19 protein-coding genes and 1 riboswitch are annotated in these 25367 nt (G+C 42.8%); of the genes, 16 read left to right on the forward strand and 3 right to left on the reverse strand.

All coding sequences use genetic code 11. The features are described 5' to 3' along the window. Positions 1–115: 115 nt before the first annotated feature. From OCV72_RS01420 to OCV72_RS01450, 7 genes are all read left to right on the forward strand, one after another. Positions 116–328, forward strand: a complete 213-nt coding sequence (locus tag OCV72_RS01420) for a ferrous iron transport protein A (RefSeq protein ID WP_006426277.1) — start codon at positions 116–118, stop codon at positions 326–328. 89 nt (positions 329–417) lie between these two features. Continuing rightward, positions 418–1464 (forward strand): pyridoxal phosphate-dependent aminotransferase, encoded by a 1047-nt coding sequence (locus OCV72_RS01425; RefSeq protein ID WP_055281350.1) that lies wholly within the window; start codon positions 418–420, stop codon positions 1462–1464. After that, the gene (locus OCV72_RS01430; protein WP_055281352.1) at positions 1446–3014 is read left to right on the forward strand and encodes a cobyric acid synthase; all 1569 of its coding nucleotides are present in this window, start codon (positions 1446–1448) and stop codon (positions 3012–3014) included. Before OCV72_RS01425 ends, OCV72_RS01430 begins: the two co-directional genes overlap by 19 nt. Before the next feature lie 136 nt (positions 3015–3150). Further along, positions 3151–3819, forward strand: a complete 669-nt coding sequence (locus tag OCV72_RS01435; protein WP_242859185.1) for a precorrin-8X methylmutase — start codon at positions 3151–3153, stop codon at positions 3817–3819. A 13-nt stretch (positions 3820–3832) separates the two neighbouring features. Next, positions 3833–4738 (forward strand): LysR family transcriptional regulator, encoded by a 906-nt coding sequence (locus OCV72_RS01440; protein WP_055281354.1) that lies wholly within the window; start codon positions 3833–3835, stop codon positions 4736–4738. Positions 4739–4885: 147 nt separating this feature from the next. After that, positions 4886–5998 carry a 5-methyltetrahydropteroyltriglutamate--homocysteine S-methyltransferase gene (locus tag OCV72_RS01445; RefSeq protein ID WP_055281356.1) on the forward strand — a complete coding sequence of 371 codons (1113 nt, stop codon included), beginning with the start codon at positions 4886–4888 and terminating at the stop codon, positions 5996–5998. A 159-nt stretch (positions 5999–6157) separates the two neighbouring features. Continuing rightward, complete coding sequence (locus OCV72_RS01450; RefSeq protein WP_172677188.1) at positions 6158–6853, forward strand: YoaK family protein; 696 nt, start codon at positions 6158–6160, stop codon at positions 6851–6853. Positions 6854–6885: 32 nt separating this feature from the next. On the opposite strand, the gene OCV72_RS01455 is transcribed toward OCV72_RS01450, so the two are convergent. Then, positions 6886–7770 carry a LysR family transcriptional regulator gene (locus tag OCV72_RS01455; protein ID WP_055281358.1) on the reverse strand — a complete coding sequence of 295 codons (885 nt, stop codon included), beginning with the start codon at positions 7768–7770 and terminating at the stop codon, positions 6886–6888. Positions 7771–7998: 228 nt separating this feature from the next. Between OCV72_RS01455 and OCV72_RS01460 the strand changes: the two genes are divergently transcribed. The 5 genes from OCV72_RS01460 to OCV72_RS01480 all read left to right on the forward strand — a co-directional run bounded on the left by OCV72_RS01460 (position 7999) and on the right by OCV72_RS01480 (position 15211). After that, positions 7999–8262, forward strand: a complete 264-nt coding sequence (locus tag OCV72_RS01460; protein ID WP_055281360.1) for an HPr family phosphocarrier protein — start codon at positions 7999–8001, stop codon at positions 8260–8262. A 47-nt stretch (positions 8263–8309) separates the two neighbouring features. Then, positions 8310–8507: riboswitch (cobalamin riboswitch) on the forward strand. Between the two features lie 106 nt (positions 8508–8613). Next, positions 8614–11757, forward strand: coding sequence for an Ig-like domain-containing protein (locus tag OCV72_RS01465; protein WP_155515192.1), 3144 nt, complete (start codon positions 8614–8616; stop codon positions 11755–11757). Positions 11758–11819: 62 nt separating this feature from the next. After that, positions 11820–13025, forward strand: a complete 1206-nt coding sequence (locus OCV72_RS01470) for an ABC transporter substrate-binding protein (RefSeq protein ID WP_055281365.1) — start codon at positions 11820–11822, stop codon at positions 13023–13025. A 62-nt stretch (positions 13026–13087) separates the two neighbouring features. Then, a complete protein-coding gene (locus OCV72_RS01475) occupies positions 13088–14113 on the forward strand; it encodes a FecCD family ABC transporter permease (protein WP_172677189.1) in 1026 nt (341 codons plus the stop codon). A gap of 3 nt (positions 14114–14116) precedes the next feature. Then, positions 14117–15211, forward strand: a complete 1095-nt coding sequence (locus tag OCV72_RS01480; RefSeq protein WP_055281369.1) for an ABC transporter ATP-binding protein — start codon at positions 14117–14119, stop codon at positions 15209–15211. A 604-nt stretch (positions 15212–15815) separates the two neighbouring features. Here the strand turns inward: OCV72_RS01480 and aroA are convergent. Together aroA and OCV72_RS01490 are read right to left on the reverse strand one after the other, a co-directional pair. After that, complete coding sequence (aroA, locus tag OCV72_RS01485) at positions 15816–17117, reverse strand: 3-phosphoshikimate 1-carboxyvinyltransferase (RefSeq protein WP_055281371.1); 1302 nt, start codon at positions 17115–17117, stop codon at positions 15816–15818. Further along, positions 17107–18201 carry a prephenate dehydrogenase gene (locus OCV72_RS01490; RefSeq protein ID WP_055281373.1) on the reverse strand — a complete coding sequence of 365 codons (1095 nt, stop codon included), beginning with the start codon at positions 18199–18201 and terminating at the stop codon, positions 17107–17109. Before OCV72_RS01490 ends, aroA begins: the two co-directional genes overlap by 11 nt. Before the next feature lie 345 nt (positions 18202–18546). On the opposite strand from OCV72_RS01490, the gene OCV72_RS01495 reads away from it, so the two are divergent. From OCV72_RS01495 to OCV72_RS01510, 4 genes are all read left to right on the forward strand, one after another. Continuing rightward, positions 18547–20622, forward strand: coding sequence for an elongation factor G (locus tag OCV72_RS01495; RefSeq protein WP_055281375.1), 2076 nt, complete (start codon positions 18547–18549; stop codon positions 20620–20622). A 140-nt stretch (positions 20623–20762) separates the two neighbouring features. Beyond that, positions 20763–22118, forward strand: coding sequence for a Trk system potassium transporter TrkA (trkA, locus tag OCV72_RS01500; protein WP_055281378.1), 1356 nt, complete (start codon positions 20763–20765; stop codon positions 22116–22118). A gap of 30 nt (positions 22119–22148) precedes the next feature. Beyond that, positions 22149–23594, forward strand: a complete 1446-nt coding sequence (locus tag OCV72_RS01505) for a TrkH family potassium uptake protein (protein ID WP_055281380.1) — start codon at positions 22149–22151, stop codon at positions 23592–23594. Positions 23595–23694: 100 nt separating this feature from the next. Then, positions 23695–25350 carry a hypothetical protein gene (locus tag OCV72_RS01510; protein WP_055281382.1) on the forward strand — a complete coding sequence of 552 codons (1656 nt, stop codon included), beginning with the start codon at positions 23695–23697 and terminating at the stop codon, positions 25348–25350. The last annotated feature ends 17 nt before the right edge of the window (positions 25351–25367 follow it).

Below are 25367 nucleotides of genomic sequence, written 5' to 3' on the forward strand. Positions count from 1 at the left end.
TAATATTATCTGCAAATTATGAATAAAAAGTTAGAATTGTGCAAACAATGTTCCTGTTGACTAACATAGTCAGTGCAACTTACAATATAAAAAAGAGGTAAAGAAGGTGTTAGTTATGCAGGCATTGTCAAAGGCGGCGGCTGGAAAAAGCTACACCATCAAGTGGATGTTCGGCATCCCGGAAGTTCTGGATAAGATCCGAAAATGCAAGATTGATGAAGGCAGTGAGATCACAGTCATTCAGAATTCCGGAAGAGACCTGATCATCAGAAGTGGTGAGAAGCGGATCGCAATGAGCAGCGATGCGGCAACAAGAATTCAGGTATAAGATTCCGGTTGACTATTTTCTGCAAAGTGAGTAAGATGGTTGTAGCAAAATAGCAGAGAGAGCGGTTTATCCGCACAGGTGAAGGAACGTTGGCAGAACCAAAAGAGACAGTTCACGGTGGAGACATTTACCGGAATCCATCTGTTACAGATTATTCTGTAAACAGTAACCCGCTGGGAGTTCCCGAAGCGGTACGAAAGAGCGTACAGGAAAGTGCAGACAGGATCATGTATTATCCGGATGTCAGATGCGACAGACTTCGGGAGTCGATCAGTGATTTTGAGAGAATAGAAAAAGAAAAGATACTCTGCGGCAATGGTGCTGCAGAGCTTTTTTTTGCTGTCGTAATGGCAGTGAGACCGAAAAAAGCACTGGTGACGGCACCAGCTTTTTCCGAGTATGAGCGGGCACTTGGCACAGTTGGAGCAGAGGTACAATATTACAGATTAAAAGAAGAACAGGATTTCCGGATACAGGAGGATATACTGGAACAGATTACGGAAGATACAGATATGATATTTCTGTGCAATCCCAATAATCCGACCGGACAGACAACGGAAAAAGAACTGCTGATCCGTGTGATGAACAGGTGTAATAAATGCGGTACGATACTGGTCCTGGATGAGTGTTTTATAGAGTTTCTGGAAGAACCAGAAAGATATGAATGCCGGGGGTATCTGACACAGTATCCGAATGTGGTCATTATCAAAGCATTTACGAAAATATTCTGTATGCCGGGTGTAAGACTTGGATATGCATTGTGTGAGAATGCAGCTCTTAGGAAACGAATGAGGGCAATGCTCCAGCCGTGGAATGTGTCGGTAACGGCACAGGAAGCAGGTGTGGCAGCACTTGTTGATTGCGAAGCATATTTAAAGAGAACGAGAGAATATATAAAAAAAGAAAAGTTCTGGATGACAGAGCGGATGAGAAAGCTTGGTCTGAATGTATGGGGATCGGAAGCAAACTATATATTTTTTAAAGGAAAAGCAGGGCTGTATGAGAAGGCACTGAAAAGCGGACTGTTGATCCGGGACTGCAGTAACTATGAAGGACTGACAGAAGGGCATTACCGGATTGCAATAAGATCTGAAGAAGAGAATGAAAGGTTGATAACATGGCTGGAAAAATTATGATACAGGGGACAATGTCCAACGCAGGAAAGAGTCTTCTGTGTGCGGGACTTTGCAGAATATTCAAACAGGACGGATACCGGGTGGCTCCGTTCAAATCCCAGAATATGGCACTGAATTCCTTTATTACAGAGGATGGACTGGAGATGGGACGTGCACAGGTTGTGCAGGCAGAGGCAGCAGGCGTGGCGCCGCAGGTAGAGATGAATCCAATCCTGTTAAAGCCGACCAACGATGTAGGATCACAGGTGATCGTAAATGGTGAAGTCTTGAAGAATATGAGTGCAAGAGAATATTTTGCTTATAAAAAGCAGCTCATACCGGACATTATGAAAGCATTTCACAAATTAGAAGAAAAGAATGACATCATTGTGATCGAAGGAGCGGGAAGTCCGGCAGAGATCAACCTGAAGAAAGATGATATTGTAAATATGGGGCTGGCGAAGATGGTAGATGCGCCGGTGCTTCTGGTCGGAGATATTGACCGCGGAGGAGTATTTGCCCAGCTTCTGGGGACGCTTATGCTCCTGGAAGATGATGAGAAAGAGCGTGTAAAGGGACTGGTCATCAACAAATTCCGCGGGGATAAGACAATCCTGGATCCCGGTATTGTTATGTTGGAAGAAAGAGGCGGCATTCCGGTAGTCGGAGTTACACCGTATATGCAGGTCGAGATTGAAGATGAAGACAGTCTGACAGAGCGTTTTAACATGACAAAGGGTGGAAAAGGTGCAGAAGAAAGGATCGGTCTGGTGGATATCGCAGTCATCCGGACACCGAGAATTTCGAACTTTACGGATTTCATGCTGTTGGAAAATGCTCCGGGAGTGAATCTGCGTTATGTAAAGAATCCAAGAGAACTTAGAAATCCTGATATGATCATCCTTCCGGGAACAAAAAATACGATGGGAGATCTGAAATGGTTAAGACAGAGCGGAATGGAAGCGAAGATTCTAAAGGCGCATGCCGGCGGCTGTGTGGTCTGGGGAATCTGCGGCGGCTATCAGATGCTGGGGCAGTCGCTCAGTGATCCGGAAGGCGTGGAAGATGGCGGCAGTATGAAAGGTCTTGGTCTGTTGCCGGTAACAACTACATTTACCACAGAAAAGACCAGAACAAGGGTGAATGGAACACTCCTTCATGTGGAGGGGAATCTGAAAGCACTTGAGAATCTGAAGTTTGAAGGATACGAGATCCATATGGGAAAGACCGAACTTCTGGAAGGATGTCCGATGAATCAGATTCACGATACGGTGAAGAAAAAGGACAGACAGATTCCGGATATGGAGCCGGAAAACAGAATAGAGAACAGTACAGACGGAATCTCGCATGGAAATGTATACGGAACATACATCCACGGCATTTTTGATAAGGAGAAAATTGTATCGGAGATCGTAAAATCCCTGGCAGAAAAGAAAGGACTTTCAATGGAAGAAGTGGAAGGTGTAGACCTGAAAGCATTCAAAGAAAGCCAGTATGATCTTCTGGCAGATACACTCAGAAAACATCTAGATATGAAGGCAATCTATCAGATCATGGGAATGCAGAAATAATTTTTCGGAATTACTATGTATTCGTAAGGAGCTGTAGATACCAAAGTATGCAAGAGAAGTTGCCGATGGCAAGTTTTGTAGTTAGAAAAGATGAGATGTGGGCTATGACGGACTATGAAGAGAAAGGAAGAAAACGTTGAATATACAGAAAAATAATCACGCAGCACATACTAAAATAGAGATAGAAAATGTCCTTCCGACAGAGATCGAAAAGCGCAGCTTTGAGATCATTACGGAAGAACTGGAGCAGGAAGGCATCGTGCTTCCTGAGATTCAGGCATCAATTACAAAGCGCTGCATACATACCAGTGCGGATTTTGATTATGCGAAGAATCTGGTGTATTCCGAGCATGCGGTGGAGAAAGCACTCGAAGCGATCAGAGGCGGTGCTTCCATCGTAACCGATACACAGATGGGGCGTTCCGGAATTAACAAAAAGAGACTGGCACAGTACGGCGGTCAGGTATACTGCTTCATGTCAGATGAAGATGTGGCACAGGCGGCAAAGAAGAATGGAACCACAAGAGCTGTTGCCAGTATGAAAAAGGCGTGTGAACTGAACGAAAAACTGATCTTTGCCATCGGAAATGCACCGACAGCACTAATTCACCTGTATGAACTGATCAAAGACGGAAGAATCCGTCCGGAGCTCGTGATCGGTGTACCGGTCGGCTTTGTAAATGTGGTACAGTCCAAAGAACTGATCCTGACTCTGGAAGATACCCCGTATATTGTAGCGAGGGGGAGAAAAGGCGGAAGTAATATTGCGGCATGTATCTGTAACGCACTGATCTATATGCTGTAGGGAGGAAGAATTTATGACATTACAGCAGTTAAGGTATATTACCATGGTTGCGGAGAAGGGGACGATAAGTGAGGCGGCAAAAGAGCTGTTCATTTCCCAGCCGAGTCTTACCAATGCGATTCGGGAACTGGAGCAGGAGATGCAGGTGACGATTTTTCACCGGACGAATAAAGGGGTGACGATCACCGCAGAGGGAGATGAATTTCTCGCCTATGCAAGACAGATTCTGGATCAGGTCGGCCTCATGCAGGAGAGGTATCTGAATGTAAATGAACGGAACCCGAGATTTTCCGTATCCTGCCAGCATTATTCTTTTGCGGTCAATGCATTTGTAGATGTGATCCGTAAATTTGATGCGAGAAAATATGATTTCACACTGCGGGAGACACAGACTTATGAGATCATCGAAGATGTGGCGAAGCTGAAAAGTGAGATAGGTATTCTGTATACTTCTTCACAGAATGAGACGATCATCATGAAACTGATCCGTCAGAATGATCTGAAATTCGAAGAGTTATTCGTAGCAAAGCCACATGTATTTATCAGTTCAAAGCATCCGTTGGCAGATAAGGAAGCACTGACACTGGAAGATCTGGAGGAGTATCCGTATTTGTCATTTGAGCAGGGGGATTATAATTCCTTTTATTTTTCCGAAGAGATATTAAGTACACTTGATCGGAATAAGAACATCAAAGTCAGAGACCGGGCAACGCTTTTCAATCTGGCGGTCGGCCTGGACGGGTATACGGTAAGCTCCGGCGTGATCAGTAAAGAACTGAACGGTGAGAATATCATCGGGAAGCCGCTTCTGGTGGATGAATATATGCGGATCGGAACGATTGTGCGGAAAGATGTGTCACTGAGCCGGTATGGAAAGGTGTATATGGAAGCGTTGAAAAAATACACAGGCGGGATGTAAGAATAATTCAGAATACTGGTGAAAAGCAGTGGAGTGCTATAGTTTAAAACTATGGAGAACCGCTGCTTTTTTGTATTATACATAAAAAAACAGATGGGTTATACTTTTCAACAGAGAAAACGAGCAAAGTACAGGAGGATATAAAATATGAGTAATCAGGCACCATTCCGTTATGATGTGGTAGGAAGTTTCTTACGTCCAGAGTATCTGAAGGATGCAAGAGCAAAATTTGCAGAAGGAAAGATCACAGAGGAACAGTTAAAAGAGACAGAAGATAAAGCAATTAAAGAACTGGTAGAAAAAGAAAAAGAAGTCGGACTTCAGGCTGTGACAGATGGGGAATTCAGAAGAAGATACTGGCATTTGGATTTCCTTGCAGATCTGGATGGTGTAGAGGAGATTAAGTCGGATCACTGGTCTGTACACTTTAAGGGGCATCAGCCGAAAGCGGCAACACTTAAGATAGCAGATAAAGTTGATTTCGGAGAACATCCATTTCTGGAGCATTTTAAATATCTGAAAAGTGTTGCAGGAGATACTCTCTGCAAAATGACAATTCCTTCACCATCTATGCTGCATCTGATCTGTTGTGTACGTGCAGAAGAGTATATACCGATCGAACGTTATCAGGACATGAAGGATTTGTATTATGACATTGCAATCGCTTATCAGAAGGTCATCCGTGCATTCTATGATGCGGGATGCAGATACCTGCAGTTAGACGATACATCATGGGGAGAATTCTGTGATGCGGAAAAGAGAAAGACATATAAAGAAAGAGGCTTTGATCTGGATGAGATTGCGAGATCTTATGTAGACATGATCAATCTTGCACTCGAAGCAAAACCAGAAGATATGACGGTCACAATGCATATCTGCAGGGGGAATTTCAGATCTACATGGTTCTCATCAGGCGGGTACGAACCGATTGCAGAGATATTATTCGGTCATTGTAACGTAGACGGATTCTTTCTCGAATATGATTCCGAAAGATCGGGAGACTTCTCGCCGCTTCGCTATATTAAGGATCAGAAGGTGGTATTGGGACTGATCACTTCTAAGTTTCCGGAACTGGAAGACAAAGAGGATGTAAAGAAAAGAATTGAAGAGGCAGAAAAGTATGTGACGAAAGATCAGCTTTGCTTAAGTCCACAGTGTGGATTTTCATCTACAGAAGAGGGTAATATCATGACAGAAGCAGAGCAGTGGAGAAAGGTTTCATTTGTAAAAGAAGTTGCGGAAGGAGTCTGGGATATTTAATATAAAATTGAATATATAAAAAAGATATGGAAGATATATCAAATATACGTTTCACATTTTTGATATTCTTCCGTATAATAGTCTGCTGAGGGGGATGGATCGGAAAACGTAAGAACGTATGAGAATCATCCTCCGTTTTTATTCTAAGGAGATGAAAACATGGGAGTAATGAAAAGTTTATTTTCCGGGAAGCAGATGTCGGAGGCATTCATCTGTAGTGCATTTCTGGCCTTGTCGGGTGGATTTCAGGATGCGTATACCTATAATACGAGGAATGAAGTATTCTCGAATGCACAGACAGGTAATGTGGTGCTGATGAGCCAGAATTTCATGACGGGAAAATGGGAGGCTGGACTGAAATATTTATTTCCGCTTTTTGCATTTGCTTTAGGTGTTCTGATTGCGGAGCAGATCCAGAATAAGTACAAATATGCCAGGCGCCTGCACTGGAGACAGGGAATACTGGGAGCAGAGATCCTCATTTTGTTTGTTGTAGGATTTATTCCGCAGCGGGGAAATATGATCGCGACTGTTCTGGTATCCTTTGCCTGTGCGATGCAGGTGCAGAGTTTCCGGAAGGTAAATGGATTTTCATATGCAAGTACTATGTGTATCGGAAACTTACGGAGTGGAACGGCGGCATTATCCTTCTATCTGAGAGAGAAAAAGCCGGAACACTTGCGGCAGGCAATGTATTATTTTGGAATTATAGTTCTTTTTGCGGTAGGAGCCGGAATCGGAGGCAATCTTTCAGCCAATTATGGAATCCATATGATCTGGGTATCCTGCGGACTTTTGATCGTCAGTTTCCTGTTGATGTTCCTGGATATAGAATCCCGGAGAAACGAAAGATAAAAAAGGGACAAAAAAGAGACATTGATCCGTCATCAGATACGGATCAGTGTCTCGATTAGTTTTTGCGCTGCAATGCTCTGTGGTCTGGAAGCATTCTGTACAAGACAGATTTGTCTCGCAGGAAGGGATTCTTTCAGATGGATCTGAAGAATTTCTCCACGCTTGAGCGGTTCTTCTGCAAGCTTCTCCGGATAGAAGCCGATACCAAGATTGTGCTGGATCAAAGCCAGGCACTGGTCGGTGGATGTAACTTCAAGATCCGGACGGAACGGAAGCCCGTGAGAAGAAAAGTATTGAATATGAAGATCTCTGGTGCTGGTGTTATTTTCCAGCGAGACGAAAGGGTAGTCCGTAAGTTCTTCCAGTGAGCAGATGCGGGAAGCCGGTTCTTTGTATTTCGGGCCGGCGATCAGAATTTCCCGGAAAGAACCCAGGGAGATTTTCTGAAACTGTTTTTGAACAGAAAGTGGAGTTGTTACAATTGCAAAATCCACCAGTCCGCTTTCCAGGGAAGCAATTGCCTGCGGAGTGGAATGGTTGGATATCTTAAGCCTTACATGTGGATAATGATTGTGAAATGCTTCTAATTTGGACAGAAGCATAATACGAAGTGCATTTTCACTGACTCCGATGGAGATGAGTCCGCTTGTAAGACTCTGGTCACGCTTGAGCTCGGCTTCTCCGAGTTCAAGCTGTTCGAAAGCAATCGCAACGTGGTTAAAAAGCTTCTGGCCTTCAGGCGTCAGTGAGACTCCGCGGTTCGAACGGACAAAAAGGTGACAGCCAAGTTCTGTCTCAAGATTATTCATACAACGGGTAATGTTCGGCTGGTTATTGTGTAATACCTCTGCCGCTTTTGTAAAACTGTGATGTTGTGCAACATGGTAAAAAATACGGTAATAATCGTATGTACTCATAATATCCTCCAAAATAATATATAAAATTGATATATATATATAGTTAGTTATCTTTAATACGGATGATGCCAGATAAGTATAATATATTCTAGGTGAAAAGACAATGTTAAGAAATAAAAAATATATTACATAGTAGAAAAAAACGTAGTATACTGATTTATATTTTTCTTATAAACAGATGTGTTTGTGATGAAAATGATGGATACACCTGAGAGGAGAGACTTAATTATGATAAAAATGAATGTAAAATTTGAAACACCGGAACAGCTTGTAGAATTTTCAAGAATGTGTCAGAAAGTAGAGGCTGATACCTTGATTGAAGATACAGCACATAAACTTATCATTGATGGAAAATCAGTTATGGGAATGATGACAGTTACGCTGAATCAGAAGATGATTTTTGTAGTAGATGGTTCTGATGCGGAAGAGGTAGTTCATACATTTGAAAAATTCCGCACCGAAGAGGCAGTACAGAAGCAGAATCTGGGTTAACAATTGCATTTTACAGGTACTTATGGTATCGTAGTCAAGATGAGAAAAATAGAATGAAAACTGCAGGTGCCGGCTGGATAAGATTGATAGAGCCGGTGAAAAGGGAAACAGGTGCAAGTCCTGTGCGAACTCGTCACTGTGAGCAGGGAATATCAGAAAAGAAAAAAGTCACTGGATAACGGGAAGACAAGATTCTGATGTATGGATCTGTGAGTCAGGAGACCTGCCTGTAGTGTACATGGAAGTAAATCCGGACCACGAGTAATTGGTTGTACAAAAATGGAAGAAAATTATAATAAATTAACAAGGCCATTTTGTACCCTTTTACGGATGATTTCGTGGAAGGGTATTTTGATTGACAGAAAAGTAGTAGGGAGAGAGTATAAGATGAAACATAATTCCAAGCAATTTTTGGCCTTATTTATGGCTGTGTCTATGGCAGTTGCACCGGTATCGGGAGTGTATGCGGAAGATCAGAATGCAGCTGTAGAAGATACATTGAGTGAGAATAAACAGGATAGTGATGAAGTTGGACAGACAGAGCCGGAAGCCACTGTCGGACAGACAGAGTTGGAAGCCGCTGCCGGACAGACAGAAAGCAGTGTGACGACAGATACAAGTCAGGAAGTCACAAAAGAAGCCGGGAAAAATCAGGTAGCTGTTGAAAAGGTACAGAATACGCAGGAAGACGGAACCGCCCCACAGACGGAACCAATCGGCGAAGACGAAATATTTGAGAACATTACTGATATCAGCGGTATGGCAGGTGCTTTGAAAGACGGAGAATATGGTGTTGATGCGGATCATTTTTCGGCAAAACTGACTTCGGGTGGTTCAAGCAAGGTGAAGATTGAGTGTCAAAAAGTAATCGTAAAGAATGGAAAAGCAACAGCCTGGATAAATTTTAGCAGTTCTAAGTATGATAAAGTATGGGTGAAAGTGAATGGAACCCAGAACATATATCATGCAAAACCGAGAGAAGGCGAGGCCGGAGTTACATTTGAGATTCCTGTTAATTTAAATAGTTCAATGACTTTTATGGCACATACCAGTTCCATGAGTGGAAAAAATATTGCATATACGATCAATATTGCAATCCCGGAAGATACAGTCCCGTCGACACCATCCACACCGGATCAGACCGTTATTACGGAATTAAGTTTCAAAGAGGGATCTGAACTCGGCATGAAAGAGGGAGAAGTTCAGGAACTGACACCTCAGTTCACACCGGCATTATCAGCATCTGAGACAGCACCGGATATGACATGGACTTCTTCTGATCCAAAGATTGTAACCGTTGCAAAATCCGGAACACAGGCTGAGGTGACCGCAGTGAAAGCAGGGACTGCTGAGGTGACTGTGTCTATTAATAATGCGGAAGGAACAGAGCTTAAAGCCACATGCAAGGTAACGGTAACAGCATCGGAAACAGAAAATAAAACCCTGACAGATGGAAATTATCAGGTAGATGTGGATACTGGAAATAAGATGTTCAAAGTTACGAATTGTATCCTGACATCTGAAAAAGGTAAGATGTATGCTGTAATCACATTAAGCGGAACCGGATATGATTATCTTTATATGGGATCAGCAGCCGATGCGGCAGAAGCTGCAGCAAAAGACTACATTTCATATGTGGCTGATGAGGCAGGAAAATATATATACAAAGTTCCGGTAGAAAGTCTGGATAAAGGAATTGCAGTTGCGGCACATTCCATTAAAAAAGATAAATGGTATGACCGTACACTTATATTTTCATCTGCCTCTGCAAAACGTATCATAGCAGACGGAACCTATCAGGTGAATGCTGAAGCCGGCGGAAAGATGTTCCGTGTTACGGATTGTGTTATGACTGTAAAGAATGGACAGATGACGGCGGCAGTTACATTAAGCGGTCAGGGTTATAACAGAATCTATCTGGGCGATGTAAATAACGCATCGGATGATGAAAAGAACTGGATCCTTCCGGATTCGCTTCTTGCAGAGCAGTATACATTTCAGATTCCGGTAGAGAAACTGGATGAGGTAATGACGATTGCCGTTCATACAACGAAGAGTAATAAATGGGATACCAGAACACTGACATTCCATTCAGAAGGCATGACTAAGATTGCGGACAGCAATCATGGAAATGCTTCGAATGGCAATAACGGAAGCAATGGATCGCTGACACCGGGCGGAAATAATAACAACCCGGGAAATACTTCCAATGGAAATAACTCAGGAAGTACAGGAAGCAATAACGGAAATACAGGAAATAATACAACAAACAATGGAAAACCGGACAAAGAATCAAAATACGAATCAGATCTGAACAAATCAACAGCCAGAGTTAACAGTGCCACAGGCTTAAAAGATGGTGTATACACACCGGACAGCTTCTCATGGTCAGGTGGAACCGGAAAGGTAAGAATCAGCTGTAGTAAGGTAACAGTTACCGGTGGCCAGGCATATGCAACGATCACATTCAGCAGTACGCATTACCAGTATGTGAAAGCGAATGGAAATGTATATTATCCGAGTGCGAAAACAGGAAGTTCTACATCCTTTGTAATTCCGGTAGAACTGAATAAGAATAACTCGGTTGTGGGTATGACAACGGCGATGTCTACGGCACATGAGATTAAATATACGATTTTTGTATACATTGCCGAAGCAGCAAAAGCCAATGCATCAGCGAGAGCCAACGGAAAAGAAGTAACGGTAATCGGTGCAAACGGAAGTGACAGCAGCAAGACGGCAACAGCAAACAAAAAAATGGACGAGGTAGCACCGGAGATCATCGGCCTGGAGTATCAGTCTGAAACAAAAGCCGAGTATGCGAAATATTTCAAGATATATCATTATGATCAGGGAATCACATTGTTGGAGATCGATATGAATAAAAAGACCGGAAGAAAAGCAGCCGGTAAGAAATGGAAAGAAGCATCAGAAATAAGCGGACTGAATCCGGCAGAGCAGGAGCAGGCAGCACTGTACCTGAACAACGTGGTCAAATATCTGATCGTTCCGGAAAATGCAGAGATTCCGGCGGGGCTGGATAAGGAAGTCATTGTGGTAAGACAGCCGGCAGATCATGTTTATGCAGGATCGAATAAGACGATTTCCCTGATGGAAGAACTGGGACAGCTTGATAAAGTGACAACAGTCGGTGTGAAGAAAAATAAATGCAAGAATGAAACTATCAAAGAAAAGATGACTGAGAAAGAAGTCATTTATGCGGGAACGTCCGGCAAATTAAATTATAAGAAACTTGTAAAAAACAAATGTAATCTTGCACTCCTTTCATCCAGTGTGCTGCCGGAAAAAAGAAGCAGCAAAAAAGCGGCAAAGAAAAAAATGACAGCTTATCGAAAGATGACAGAGAAGATGACGCTTCTTCAGATTCCGGTGATCGTTGACCGTGCAAAAGATGAAAAAGGAAAAGATGCACAGAAAGAATGGGAAAAGGTCTACCAGGTGATTTTGGGATGTGACGGCCAAAGTGCAGAATAGAGATTGCGTAAGATAGCAGAGTGTGGACAATGCTCTTGTGATTAGAAAAAGTGGAGAAAAGGATGAAAAAGAGAACATATCGGCTGTTGTGTGTACTTGCAGGTACAGTGCTTCTGGTAACAGGAGCACTGACCGGGTGCAGCACCTCAGGCAAATCGGGTGTATCGAAAGGTGACGGAATACAGCAGACGGAAGAAGCAGGGGCGGCAGAAAAACATGCTCCGAAGATAGACGGTCTTGAGTATAAGAAAACAATGAAGCTGAAATATGCTACGGGTTTTGATGTCTATTATTATAAAGAAGGATATAAATTACTGGACGTACACGAAGACAGGCAGTATCTGATCGTGCCGGAAGGTAAGAAGAAACCGGCAGATCTGGATAAAGAAATTGTGGTATTAAAACAGCCATTGGAGCACATTTATCTCGCAGCAACATCGGCAATGGCATTGTTTGATGCGATGGATGGGCTGGACAGTATCCGGATGTCGGGAGCACAGGCTTCGGACTGGTATATTGATCATGCGAAGAAAGCAATGGAAGACGGCAAGATCCTGTTTGCAGGAAAATACAGCGAACCGGATTATGAAATGCTGATAGATGAGGACTGTGATCTTGCAATTGAATCTACGATGATCCTGCATACACCAAAGGTTCAGGAGATGATCGAAGATCTGGATATTCCGGTGTTTATTGACCGTTCCAGTTATGAAAGTCATCCGCTTGGAAGGACGGAGTGGATCAAAGCATATGCAGCAATGCTGAACAAAGAAGATGCAGCAGATACATTTTTTGATACGCAGACAGAAGTGATCGGCAGTCTGAAAGATTTTAAGAATACAGGAAAAACAGTTGCTTATTTCTTTGTGAATACAGATGGAACAGTGATCGTAAGAAGCAGCAGTGATTATATTCCGAAGATGATCGATATTGCCGGAGGAAAATACATTTTTCAGGATCTTAAGAACACAAAAAGCAAGAGTGCTTCTGTGGAACTGTCGATGGAAGAGTTTTATGCAAAAGCAAAGAATGCAGATTATCTGATCTATAATGCATCGATCGACAGTCCGATCAATAGCATTGCAGATCTGACAGCGAAGAGTGAATTGTTCGCAGATTTTAAGGCAGTGAAGAACGGAAATGTGTGGTGCACCGGAAAATCACTGTATCAGGCAACGGACATTGTGGGAAATCTGATTACGGATATCAATCTGATGCTGACAGATGGAGATGAGAGTGGTATGACATTCTTGTATCGGGTAAAATAATACAGTATAATAATCAGGTGGGCGTTTGGATGTGTTCACCTGATTTTTTTAAAGGAGAAACGATGGAGAAAGAGAATTTCAGGCGGCGTTCCAGATACATCCTGGTATTCGGGGTTCTGGCAGCGGCGTTCTGTGTTGTAACAGTTTTAAATATTAATACGGGAAATGTCCATATTTCAATAGCAGAAATATGCAAGATACTGATTCGAAGAGGCGGAGAAGGAACAGAGGCAAACATTATATGGAAGATACGACTTCCGAGAGTACTGATGGCGGCAATCCTGGGGGGCGCATTGTCATTATCCGGGTTCCTGCTTCAGACATTTTTCTCAAATCCGATTGCAGGTCCGTTTGTTCTGGGAATTTCTTCCGGGGCGAAGATGATGGTAGCGCTGGTAATGATATTTTTCCTGGAGAGATATGCTTTTGTATCTTCTTATACGTTGATCATTGCTGCATTTGCGGGTGCACTTATTTCCACTGGATTTATCCTGTTATTGTCCAGGAAAATGACACATATGGCAACCCTTCTTGTGGGTGGGATCATGATTGGATATATCTGCTCGGCAATTACTGATTTTGTTGTAACCTTTGCGGAAGATTCCGATATTGTCAATCTGCATGGATGGTCACAGGGAAGTTTTTCGGGAATGAGCTGGAGTAATGTAGAGGTTGCCGCTACTGTAATCGGTGTGACGGTGGTACTTACATTTTTTCTGTCAAAACCAATCGGGGCATATCAGCTGGGGGAAGCATACGCACAGAGCATGGGAGTAAATATCAGATTTTTCAGGGTAGCACTGATTCTTTTGTCCAGTGTGCTTTCTGCCAGTGTGACAGCTTTCGCAGGTCCGATCTCATTCGTGGGAATTGCTGTTCCATATCTGATAAAGCATGCGCTGCAGACATCGAAACCGTTGGTTGTGATACCGGGAACATTTATCGCAGGTGCAGTATTTTGTATGATCTGTGATCTGATTGCAAGGATGGCATTTGCACCGATGGAACTGAATATCAGTACGGTGACATCGATATTCGGTGCACCGATAGTCATATTTATGATGGTACACGGACAGAAAGGCAGGTAGGAAATGAAAGATTATTATATAAAGACGAAAGACCTTTCTGTAGGATATCAGGGGAAGGTGTTGATCCGTGATATCAATCTGGATATAAAAAAGGGGGAGATCGTTACCCTGATCGGACCAAATGGTGCGGGAAAATCCACCATATTAAAGAGCGTTACCAGACAGTTGAAACTGATCGGAGGCGAAGTCTATCTAGATTCAGATGAGATACGAAAGCTTTCTTATAAGAGTATGGCCAGGAAGGTGGCAGTAATGCTGACGGAACGGATGAAACCGGAACTGATGACCTGTCACGATGTAGTGGCGACAGGGCGCTATCCGTATACCGGAAGATTGGGAGTCCTTTCCAGGGAAGACGAAAACAAGGTGGATGAAGCATTGATGGCTGTGCATGCTCAGGAATTAGGAATCCGGAATTTTTTGGAAATCAGTGATGGACAGAGACAGCGTATATTACTGGCAAGAGCCATCTGTCAGGAACCGGAAGTCATGATCTTAGATGAGCCGACATCCTATCTGGACATCCGGCATAAATTAGAACTGCTGGAAATCTTAAGAAAGATGGCAAAAGAAAAAGAAATAACAGTGATCATGTCCCTGCATGAGATCGATCTGGCACAGAAAATTTCAGATAAAGTAGTCTGCGTAAAAGGAGACAGGATTGCAGGCTTTGGAAACCCGGAAGAAATATTTACGGAAGAAAAAATAAGGGAGCTGTATGGGATTGATAATGGTTATTATGATCCATGCTTTGGAAGTGTGGAACTTCCAAGGGTAGTGGGAAAACCGGAAGTTTTCGTCCTCTCATCCTGTGGAACCGGAATTCCGGTTTACCGGAAACTTCAGAAAGCCGGAATCCCATTTGCTGCCGGAATCCTATATCCGGGCGAGTGCGACTATCAGCTCGCAAGACTGCTCGCATCCGAGATCATCAGTGAAGAACCATACGAGCCAATATCCTGCGAGACCTACCGAAAAGCATTAGAAATGATGGAACAATGCAAAAAAGTGATCAATGCCGGAGTCAAAACCGGAAAGATGAATCAGAAAGCAGGGGAACTGCTTAAGATTGCGGAAGAGAGAGGAATGTTAATTTAATTGGGATTTAATTCAGGAAGGCTGTGGATACCCGAACCGGAATAAAGCTTGGAAAGGCGTTCCTGCTCAGGTTCCATCGGCGGGTCAATTCTAAAGGGGCAAAATTCTTCTAAAAGCAGGCTTTCAAAATTTGAAACTCGGCATACGCCTCAGACAGTCAAATTTTGAAAACCCAACGCATAATTTTGAAGCTTAACTATTTCCAACACCTTCTCCACATTCACTGGAACGGCTTCCTACTTTTTATTCCGTGGGTATCAAATGCCTTACGAATGAAATGACAAATGCGTAACCGTAGTGGTCTCCACCGGGTTACACTTCCGGGCATTTCATTTATTAACATCCGCTGCCAGTCACGACTTGAAGGAAACAATAGATAAGGATTATTGTGAATGTGGAATGCCGTTAGAAACAATTAGAGAGTCAGAAGCACCGTTAAAGGAACGAAGCGAACGTGTTTGAGGCGAACGCCGAGTTTGAGCGTAGTTCCTTTGCTTTTAGGTGATTTTGGCTCTCTTAGTGTTTCTTATGGTATGGAACCTGAACAAGAAGCCTTATCTATTGTTTCCTTCAAGGACTGAGAGGCCGTTTCCCCGTTAATAAATTAAATCCCAATTAAATTTAATGTCGCATAAAATTCCGGATAGGACACATCCACACACTGACTGTCTATAATCTGTGTTTCTCCGTCAGCAGCGAGCCCGGCAATCGAGAACGCCATCGCAATTCGGTGATCCAGATAACTCTGGATAGAAGCACTGCCAAGATGGCCGGTTCCCTCAATGATCATACCATCATCCGTCGGTGTGATATCAGCACCCATAGCCTTTAATCCGGCAGTAACCGTATCGATACGGTTCGTTTCTTTCACCTTTAATTCAGCAGCATCTTTGATCACTGTCTGACCCTCAGCAAAAGCAGCCATGACCGCAATCATCGGGATCTCATCGATCAGAGTCGGGATGGTATCACCTTCGATCACAGTTCCTTTTAAGCGGCTGTGACGTACAAGAAGATCCGCACGTCCTTCCCCACCTTCGAAAGTCTGGCTGACTGTCTTAATGTTGGCACCCATATCTTTGCAGACCTTTAAGAATCCGGCACGTGTGAAGTTGGTTCCGACATTTCTGACCAGAAGCTCCGAGTCAGGAACCAGAAGTGCGGCAGCAATAAAGTAAGCAGCAGAAGAGATATCTCCGGGTACGCAGATCTGCTGACCGAAAAGCTCTTTACAAGGTTCTACATGAGCAGTTGCAGTTCCGTCTGTGTGAAGATCTGTTGCAACACATGCACCGAATCCCTGTAACATCAGTTCTGTATGGTTGCGCGAAAGAGCTGGCTCTGTGACAGAAGTCGGACCCTCCGCATAAAGACCGGCCAAAAGGACGGCTGATTTTACCTGTGCGGATGCAACCGGAGACTGATAATGGATACCGTGCAATTCTCCCGGTTCGATTCGGAGAGGTGCACAATCGTTATCATTCAGACTGGTGATGTGAGCCCCCATGCTGTTTAAAGGTGTCATAATACGTTTCATTGGTCTGGAATTCAGAGAAGCATCTCCGGATAATGTTGTTGCAAAGTTCTGCCCGGATAGAATTCCGGAGATCAGACGCGTGGTTGTTCCGCTGTTTCCTACATTTAAAGTAGAAGCAGGTGCAGTAAGTCCCCGTAATCCTTTGCCATGCACCAGGATGCAGGATGGTTTCCGCTCAATCTCCACACCCATCCTGCGGAAGCAGTCAATGGTAGACAGACAGTCTGCGCCTTCCAGAAAATGTGTGATCTCTGTGGTTCCAAGTGCAATGGAACCTAACATAATAGAACGATGAGAGATGGATTTATCTCCCGGTATCGTTACTTCTCCCTTTAATCCCTTTACAGGACGGATTGTTCTAACGTTCATATACAATATACCTGAATTTCTGCAGTAATCCTACGGCGCGCTTGCTGGAATCTTCGTCGTAAAATTCAATACGCAGAACCCCTTCTTCAAATTCTCTGTTGTGTACAATTCCAATATTTTTGATGCTGATATTATTAGATGCAAGGATTGTTGCAATAGCAGCGATACCACCGGCTTCATCAATGATATCACAGTATACGGCAAACGATTTTTTGATAGGTCCCGCAGAGGACGAAGGCATGGAATTGCGATAATTCCTGGACGATTCAAATCGAGTATAAAGATCCAGGTCATCTTCACGTTCGACCGCTTCTTTGAAATCTTCGAGGGAGTCGATGTACTGATCCAGAATCTTTACGATATTATCCTTGTTCTTCAGACAGATATTCTGCCACATGACCGGTGATGAAGAAGCGATACGTGTGATATCTTTAAATCCCCCGGCGGCAAGATTCTTCATCATCTCATCTTTGGTGTCATGTGTTTTAACAAAGTTGACGAGTGTAGATGCAATGATATGAGGCAGATGACTGATTGTTCCGGTAATCTGGTCATGTACCCGATAATCAAGGATAACCGGGAGTGCTTTCAGGCTTTCAGCAAATTTTTCATAGGCCTCCACCTTTTCACGGGCAACCTGGTCGGTCGGTGTCAGAATAAAATATGCATTTTCAATTAACATTGCTTTGGAATTACTGTATCCGCTTTTTTCAGAACCGGCCATCGGATGTCCTCCGATAAAGTATTTCCCGATACCGAGTGTCTGTACTTCCTCATGGATGTTCGCTTTTACACTTCCTACATCTGTAAGAATGCAGTCATCATCCAGATATTCTGTCAGTTGTTTGAGATAAGCAGTATTAGATGCAACAGGTGCGCATAAGAATATATAGTTGCAATTATGGAAATTATTGTCGATCGTGGTTGCTGCCACATCGATGACAGATTCCTGGGTTGCAAGGGCAAGGGCTTCTTTATTTTTATCGAAAGCCACAATTTCGTAATCAGGATAGTACTGGCGGACGGCTTTTGCAATAGAACCGCCGATCAGTCCGAGTCCGATAAAACCGATTTTTTGTTTCATGATAGATTCTCCTTCCGGCAAGTTAGAATATATTTATAAAAAATTACGAATAAACAGTGTGAATAATTCATAATCAAAAAACTTAGTTTCTATTGTAACGTGCGACAGATGAATTTGTCAACACTATAATACTTTAAAGTGAAAAAGTAATGTGCGGAAACGGTGGAAAATGATACAAACTGTATGATAAAATTGTAAAGAAAATTCAGAAATAAGTAGAAAATTACATATATTAAAAAATAAATACAAAAATAATATGGTTAAAGTGTATAAAAGTGTTGTAAAAAAAGCAAAAGTTTAGTACAATATTTACATGAGATTTTACCAAAATAAGGAGGCAGCTATATGAAAGTTTACAGAACGGACGAAATCAGGAACGTGGTTCTCTTAGGACACGGTGGAAGCGGAAAGACCAGTCTTGCAGAGGCCATGGCATATGTATCAGGGGCAACAAGCCGCATGGGAAAGATTGCAGATGGCAACACGATCAGTGATTTTGATAAAGAAGAGCAAAAACGTGAATTTTCGATCAGTACAAGCTTGGTTCCGATCGAATGGGAGAAAGCGAAGATTAATATTCTGGATACACCGGGATATTTCGATTTTGTGGGAGAAGTCGAAGAAGCTGTAAGTGCCGCCGATGCAGCCGTTATCGTTGTATCAGGCAAGGCAGGTGTGGAAGTCGGAACAGAGAAGGCATGGGAACTCTGTGATAAGTACAAACTTCCGAGAATGGTATATGTAACAGAGATGGATGTGGATGATGCGAGCTTCCGTCAGGTAGTACAGGATCTGACGGAACGTTACGGAAAGGTGATCGCACCACACTTCCAGCCGATCCGTGAGAATGAAAAACTGGTAGGATATGTGAACGTTATTAAGAATGCAGCAAGACGTTATACAGGCGTAGGACAGAGAGAAGAATGTGAGATTCCGGAATATTGTAAACCGAATCTGGAGATCTACCGTGATAAATTACTGGAAGCAGTTGCAGAGACCAGTGAAGCGTTTATGGAAAGATATTTTGAAGGAGATGAATTCTCTGTAGAAGAGATCCGTTCTGCAATGCGTACGGAAGTTATGGACGGAGATATCGTACCGGTTGCAATGGGATCTAATATCCAGGCGCAGGGAGTTGCCAATTTGCTTTCTGATATCGTAAGATTCTTCCCGAGTCCGGACAGCAGAAGCTGTGCAGGAATCAACCGCAAGACGAATGAGATCTTTGAAGGCAATTATGATTTTGCAAAAGCAAAATCAGCATATGTATTCAAGACAATGGTAGATCCGTTTATCGGAAAGTATTCGTTCGTGAAAGTATGTTCCGGAGTATTAAAAGGGGACGATATTTTGTATAACGGAGATTCCGATGCAGAAGCAAAACTTGGAAAGATTTATACAATGGTGGGAAATAAACCGACCGAGGTCAGTGAGTTGTTTGCAGGAGATATCGGAGCAATTGCAAAGCTTGCAAATACAAAGACAGGAGATACGCTTTCTACTAAAAATACACCGGTGATGTATGGAAAGACAGAATATTCCAAACCATATACATATATGAAATATGTCTGCAACAATAAAGGAGATGAAGATAAAGTATCTCAGGCATTACAGAAGATGATGGCAGAAGATGTAACACTGAAAACAGTCAATGACAGTGAGAACCGTCAGACACTTCTTTATGGAATGGGAGACCAGCATCTGGAGATTACGGCAAGTAAACTTGCTGCACGTTATAAATGTGAGATCAGACTGGAGACACCAAAGGTAGCTTTCCGTGAGACGATCAAGAAAAAATCTGACGTAGATTCCAAATATAAGAAACAGTCCGGAGGTCATGGACAGTATGGTCATGTCAAGATGAGATTCGAAGCGTCCGGTGATCTGGAGACGCCTTATGTATTCGAAGAAGAAGTTGTCGGCGGAGCTGTTCCGAAGAATTATTTCCCGGCAGTTGAAAAAGGCTTGCAGGAAGCAGTTGTAAAAGGTCCTCTTGCAGGATATCCGGTAGTCGGTGTGAAAGCCGTATTATATGATGGCTCCTATCATCCGGTGGATTCTTCCGAGATGGCATTCAAGACAGCAACAGTCCAGGCATTCAAGAAAGGCTTCATGGAAGCTTCTCCGGTATTGCTGGAACCAATTGCGTCTCTTACGGTTACGATTCCGGATGATTATACCGGAGATGTTATGGGTGATCTGAATAAGAGACGCGGACGTGTACTCGGTATGAATCCGGTTTCCGGTGGAAGGCAGGAAATCGTGGCAGATATCCCGATGACGGGACTCTTTGGATACTGTACTGTATTAAGATCTATGACAGGTGGAAGAGGTGTATATTCTTATGAATTTGCACGTTATGAACAGGCACCGTCAGATGTACAGGAAGCAGAGATTGCTAAGCGTGCAAAAGAGGAGTAATCAGTTAAGAAAATGTTAAAATAGAAGAAAAGCCCGTAAGGGCTTTTTTTCTTGAAACAAAGATGCTATAATCTCTTGTATTAAAATACCGGTATCTTGATGACAAAAAAGATATGCGTGGATAATTGTGAGGTCAGGGAATGAAAATTGTGATTATTGGGGATGGAAAAGTTGGTCATAAATTGACAACCCAGCTGTCCGAAGAAAATTATGATGTGGTTTTGATTGATCAAAATGAGGGGAAATTAAAAGAAGCAGTGAATGAACTTGATATTTTCTGTATTACAGGAAATGGAGCAGATGTAGAGGTGCAGAGACAGGCGGATGTACCGCATGCGGATCTTGTGATTGCCTGTGCATCCACAGATGAACTTAACATGTTGAGCTGTCTGCTGGCTAAGCGATTAGGTGCCAGACATACGATCGCACGTGTAAGAAATCCAATCTATTACCGACAGATCGATCTGTTGAAAGAGGATCTTCATCTGAGTATGGCGGTTAATCCGGAACGTGCGGCGGCAAATGAGATATCCAGAGTACTGCTTTTCCCGGAGACAAGTAAAGTAGAGACATTCATGAAGGGACGTGTAGAACTGGTAGAATTTGTCGTAAGGGAGAACAGTGCACTTGCAGGGCTTTCTCTTGCGGAAGTATACCGGAAGTTCCAGATTAAAATCCTGGTATGTGCAGTAAAAAGAGGAAAAGAGATCTATATTCCGGATGGAAATTTTGTTCTGGAAAAAGGAGATAAGATGCATATCGTTGCCGCGCATCAGAATCTGAAGTCATTTTTCAGGGCACTGGGTCATCGAAATGCAAAAGTAAAAAAAGTATTGATCTGTGGAGGTGGACATGTATGCTTTTATCTGGCAATGCAGTTGCTGCAGGTCGGCATGCAGGTAAAGATCATAGAACAGAATATAAAGAGATGTGAAGAACTTTGTGAGCTTCTTCCAAAAGCAACGATTATTAACGGAGATGCTGCGGATCATGAACTTCTTGTAGAAGAAGGGATCAATGAAGCAGATGCATTGATCGCATTGACCGGAATGGATGAAGAGAATATTATCATGGCATTGTTTGCAAAGCTGCAGGGTGTTAATAAAATTGTGGCAAAAGTAAATGAAGATTCCCGTGCACAGATGGTAGAGGGACTGGGAATTGACTCTATTGTGTCAGCAAAAAGTGCGACCGCAGATGCGATCATGAGTTATGTAAGAGCAAGAAATGAATCTGCAAGTAATGCAAACGTAGAATCCCTGTATCAGCTTTTGGGTGGTAAAGTAGAAGCACTTGAGTTCATTGTGAAATGTGAATGCAGTTTTACGAATGTACCGCTCCGTGAATTGCGGACAAAGAAAAATAATCTGATTGCCTGTATTGGAAGAAAAAGACGGATTATTATCCCGAATGGTGAAGATCACCTGGAAGTCGGGGACAGCGTAGTAGTTGTTACAATGGATCATGTGGATAAGTTCAGCGATATCCTGGAATAATATACAGAATAAGGAGACGGACAAAAAGTTATGGATACAAAAATAGTAAGATATATTTTGTGTAGAATGCTTGGAGTAGAGGCGGCTCTTTTGCTTGTACCTGTTCTTGTTGCAGTTATATATCAGGAAAAATGTGGAATTGTCTTTCTGATACCAATTGTTATATTATGCCTGCTGTTTTGGGTGGTCGGAAGAAAAAGACCGGAACATGGCCAGATTTACGGAAAGGAAGGGATGGTGATCGTTGCTCTGGCATGGATTTTGTGGTCTTTATTCGGAGCAATGCCATTCACCCTTTCCGGATATATACCTAGTTATGTAGATGCATTTTTTGAAACAGTTTCAGGCTTTACAACAACCGGATCAAGTATTATCCCGGATGTGGAAGTATTGCCCCACTGCCTGTTGTTCTGGCGGAGCTTTACCCACTGGATCGGAGGTATGGGAGTACTGGTTTTTGTGCTTGTCGTGACATCTCTGGACAGAAAGAATTCCATGCATCTGATGCGTGCGGAAGTGCCGGGACCTGAGAAAGATAAGTTAGTACCGAAAGCAATGTCTACCGCAAGGATTTTATATGGAATGTATCTGACCCTTACTGTGATAGAAATGGTATTTCTCGTCATCGGAGGAATGAATCTGTTTGACAGTATGATATTTTCGTTTGGATCTGCCGGAACCGGTGGATTTTCAAACTATGCGGACAGTGTGGCACATTTTAACAGTGCGTATATCGATGGTGTGATCACCGTTTTCTGCGCATTATTTGGAGTCAATTTTGCATTGTTCTATTTTATGATATTGGGTGATTTTAAATCTATCCTGAAAAACGAAGAGCTCAGGACATACATTTTGCTGATTGCAGGTGCTACGGCAGCGATCATGCTCAATATCCATTCGTTATATCCGACGATTGGAAAATCTTTCCGCTATGCGGTTTTTCAGGTGGTTACGGTTATAACAACAACCGGATATTCGACGGCTGATTTTGCACAATGGCCGATGTTTTCCAAAGCGGTGCTTATGATGCTGACGGTAATAGGAGCCTGTGCATCTTCCACCGGCGGTGGAATCAAGGTGTCACGTCTGCTGGTCGGAATCAAGTGTGTAAAGAGAGAGATTGTGCAGCTGGCTCATCCGAAGTCTGTGGGTATTATACGCATTGGCGGGAAAAAGGTAAGTTCAGATGTGCTGCGCACGATTTATATTTATTTTATTGCATATGTAGGTATTCTGATCGGATCAGTTGTGCTGGTTTCTCTGGACAATTTTGATTTTGAGACAACGTTCAGTGCAGTACTTACTACACTTGGAAATGTCGGACCGGGTATGGCGCAGGTCGGACCGATGGGAAATTTTGCAGGGTTTTCACCGCTCTCAAAATTAATATTATGCTTTGACATGCTGGCGGGACGTTTGGAGATATTCCCGTTCCTGGTACTGTTTACAGCACCGGCGTGGCGCAGAAAATTCTAGAATAACAGGCGGCTTTTTTAGTGCCGTCTGATTTTCTATATATAAAAGGAGGCAGGAAAAGCCGTAAATGGCAGGCTTTTTTGCATGAGAGGAGAGAAGTATGAAAGGTAAAACCAAAATGATGATCGCAGCCATTGTTGTGATCATGGCTGGAATCTATTACTATGCCGCAATTCCGGCTATCAATATTCATTCATCAGAGACATGGTTTTTCATCATGATCTTTTTGGTGATACTGGCAGTTTTGTACCTGGGAAGAAAGAAAATGAACAGGTACGAGATCAAAGAAAATAAAGTAGTAAAAGTTTTTCTTGGAGTAGTGGTGGTTCTTGGAGCGGTATACCTGCTTGGAACACTGCTGTCTTCACCGGTTGTAAATGCAAAGAAATACCAGAAACTTATGACGGTCAAAGAAGGGGAATTTGCAAAAGATGTAGAGGAACTGTCATTTGACAAGATCCCGCTTCTGGATAAAGATACGGCAGCACTTCTCGGTGACCGTAAGATGGGCAGTATGGTAGATATGGTATCCCAGTTTGAGGCAGATGACATCTACAGTCAGATTAACTATAAGGGGAATCCGGTACGTGTTACTCCGTTAAAATACGCAAATCTGATCAAATGGTTTACGAATCAGGGGGAAGGAATTCCGTCGTATATCCGGATCAATATGGCAAATCAGTCTACGGAGCTTGTAAAACTGAAACAGGGTATGAAATATACAACAAGTGATCATTTTAACCGTAATATTTACCGCCATCTGCGTTTTGCACATCCGACATACATTTACGGTGAATTAAGTTTTGAAATTGATGAAAATGGTGATCCGTACTGGATCGCTCCGGTAAAGAAATTTAACATCGGATTATTCGGTGGTGAGACGGTTGGAAAAGTTGTTATATGTAATGCAGTGACAGGAAAGACGAAGACCTATGATGTCGGAAATGTACCACAGTGGGTAGACCGTGTATATTCCGCAGACCTGCTGGTGAATCTGTTCGATTATTACGGAACATTGAAACATGGCTTCTTTAACAGTGTACTGAGTCAGAAAGACTGTCTGGAGACAACAGATGGTTATAACTATCTGGCATTAAATGATGATGTATGGATGTATACCGGAGTTACATCTGTTAACGGAGATCAGTCGAATGTTGGATTTGTTCTGGCAAATCAACGCACAATGGAGACAAAATACTACAAAGTAGAAGGTGCGACAGAATCTTCAGCCATGTCATCGGCAGAAGGACAGGTACAGAACCTGAAATATCAGGCAACATTCCCACTCTTATTGAATATTGCCGGTGAGCCGACCTATTTTGTCGCATTAAAAGACGATGCCGGTCTGGTGAAGAAATATGCAATGGTTAATGTCCAGAAGTATCAGATCGTTGCAATTGGTGACAGTGTCAGTCAGTGTCAGGAGAATTATAATGAATTACTGTTGAAAAATGGTGTGAAAGAACAGGAAAAGGATACGCGGAAGGAAGAAGAGGTATCCGGAAAGATCACGAAGATTGCGCAGGCTGTTCTGAATGGAAATTCTCATTATTATCTGATGTTGGAGAATTCTGACGCGATCTATGATGTATCAGTAGCAGATATCATAGATGTGATCCGATGTGAACTGGGAGAACAGGTGACGGTAACGTATAAAGAGGATAAGGATGTCAATACAGTGACAAAGTTAAATACCGGTAAAGATGCAAAAGAAAAAACAGATTCTGATAAAGAAGAGGCAGATGCACAGGAATAATAGCTGGTGATACATTT

The organism is Dorea amylophila (assembly GCF_025567265.1).
Lineage (GTDB): Bacteria > Bacillota > Clostridia > Lachnospirales > Lachnospiraceae > Dorea_A > Dorea_A amylophila.

Excerpts from the sequence above, each read along its gene's own strand:
- OCV72_RS01450 (WP_172677188.1), top strand. The coding sequence starts at position 6,158 with ATGGGAGTAATGAAAAGTTTATTTTCCGGGAAGCAGATGTCGGAGGCA.
- OCV72_RS01460 (WP_055281360.1), top strand. The coding sequence starts at position 7,999 with ATGATAAAAATGAATGTAAAATTTGAAACACCGGAACAGCTTGTAGAA.
- OCV72_RS01505 (WP_055281380.1), top strand. The coding sequence starts at position 22,149 with ATGGATACAAAAATAGTAAGATATATTTTGTGTAGAATGCTTGGAGTA.
- OCV72_RS01470 (WP_055281365.1), top strand. The coding sequence starts at position 11,820 with ATGAAAAAGAGAACATATCGGCTGTTGTGTGTACTTGCAGGTACAGTG.
- OCV72_RS01445 (WP_055281356.1), top strand. The coding sequence starts at position 4,886 with ATGAGTAATCAGGCACCATTCCGTTATGATGTGGTAGGAAGTTTCTTA.
- trkA (WP_055281378.1), top strand. The coding sequence starts at position 20,763 with ATGAAAATTGTGATTATTGGGGATGGAAAAGTTGGTCATAAATTGACA.
- OCV72_RS01420 (WP_006426277.1), top strand. The coding sequence starts at position 116 with ATGCAGGCATTGTCAAAGGCGGCGGCTGGAAAAAGCTACACCATCAAG.
- OCV72_RS01480 (WP_055281369.1), top strand. The coding sequence starts at position 14,117 with ATGAAAGATTATTATATAAAGACGAAAGACCTTTCTGTAGGATATCAG.
- OCV72_RS01440 (WP_055281354.1), top strand. The coding sequence starts at position 3,833 with ATGACATTACAGCAGTTAAGGTATATTACCATGGTTGCGGAGAAGGGG.
- aroA (WP_055281371.1), bottom strand. The coding sequence starts at position 17,117 with ATGAACGTTAGAACAATCCGTCCTGTAAAGGGATTAAAGGGAGAAGTA.
- OCV72_RS01455 (WP_055281358.1), bottom strand. The coding sequence starts at position 7,770 with ATGAGTACATACGATTATTACCGTATTTTTTACCATGTTGCACAACAT.
- OCV72_RS01510 (WP_055281382.1), top strand. The coding sequence starts at position 23,695 with ATGAAAGGTAAAACCAAAATGATGATCGCAGCCATTGTTGTGATCATG.
- OCV72_RS01475 (WP_172677189.1), top strand. The coding sequence starts at position 13,088 with ATGGAGAAAGAGAATTTCAGGCGGCGTTCCAGATACATCCTGGTATTC.
- OCV72_RS01490 (WP_055281373.1), bottom strand. The coding sequence starts at position 18,201 with ATGAAACAAAAAATCGGTTTTATCGGACTCGGACTGATCGGCGGTTCT.
- OCV72_RS01430 (WP_055281352.1), top strand. The coding sequence starts at position 1,446 with ATGGCTGGAAAAATTATGATACAGGGGACAATGTCCAACGCAGGAAAG.
- OCV72_RS01495 (WP_055281375.1), top strand. The coding sequence starts at position 18,547 with ATGAAAGTTTACAGAACGGACGAAATCAGGAACGTGGTTCTCTTAGGA.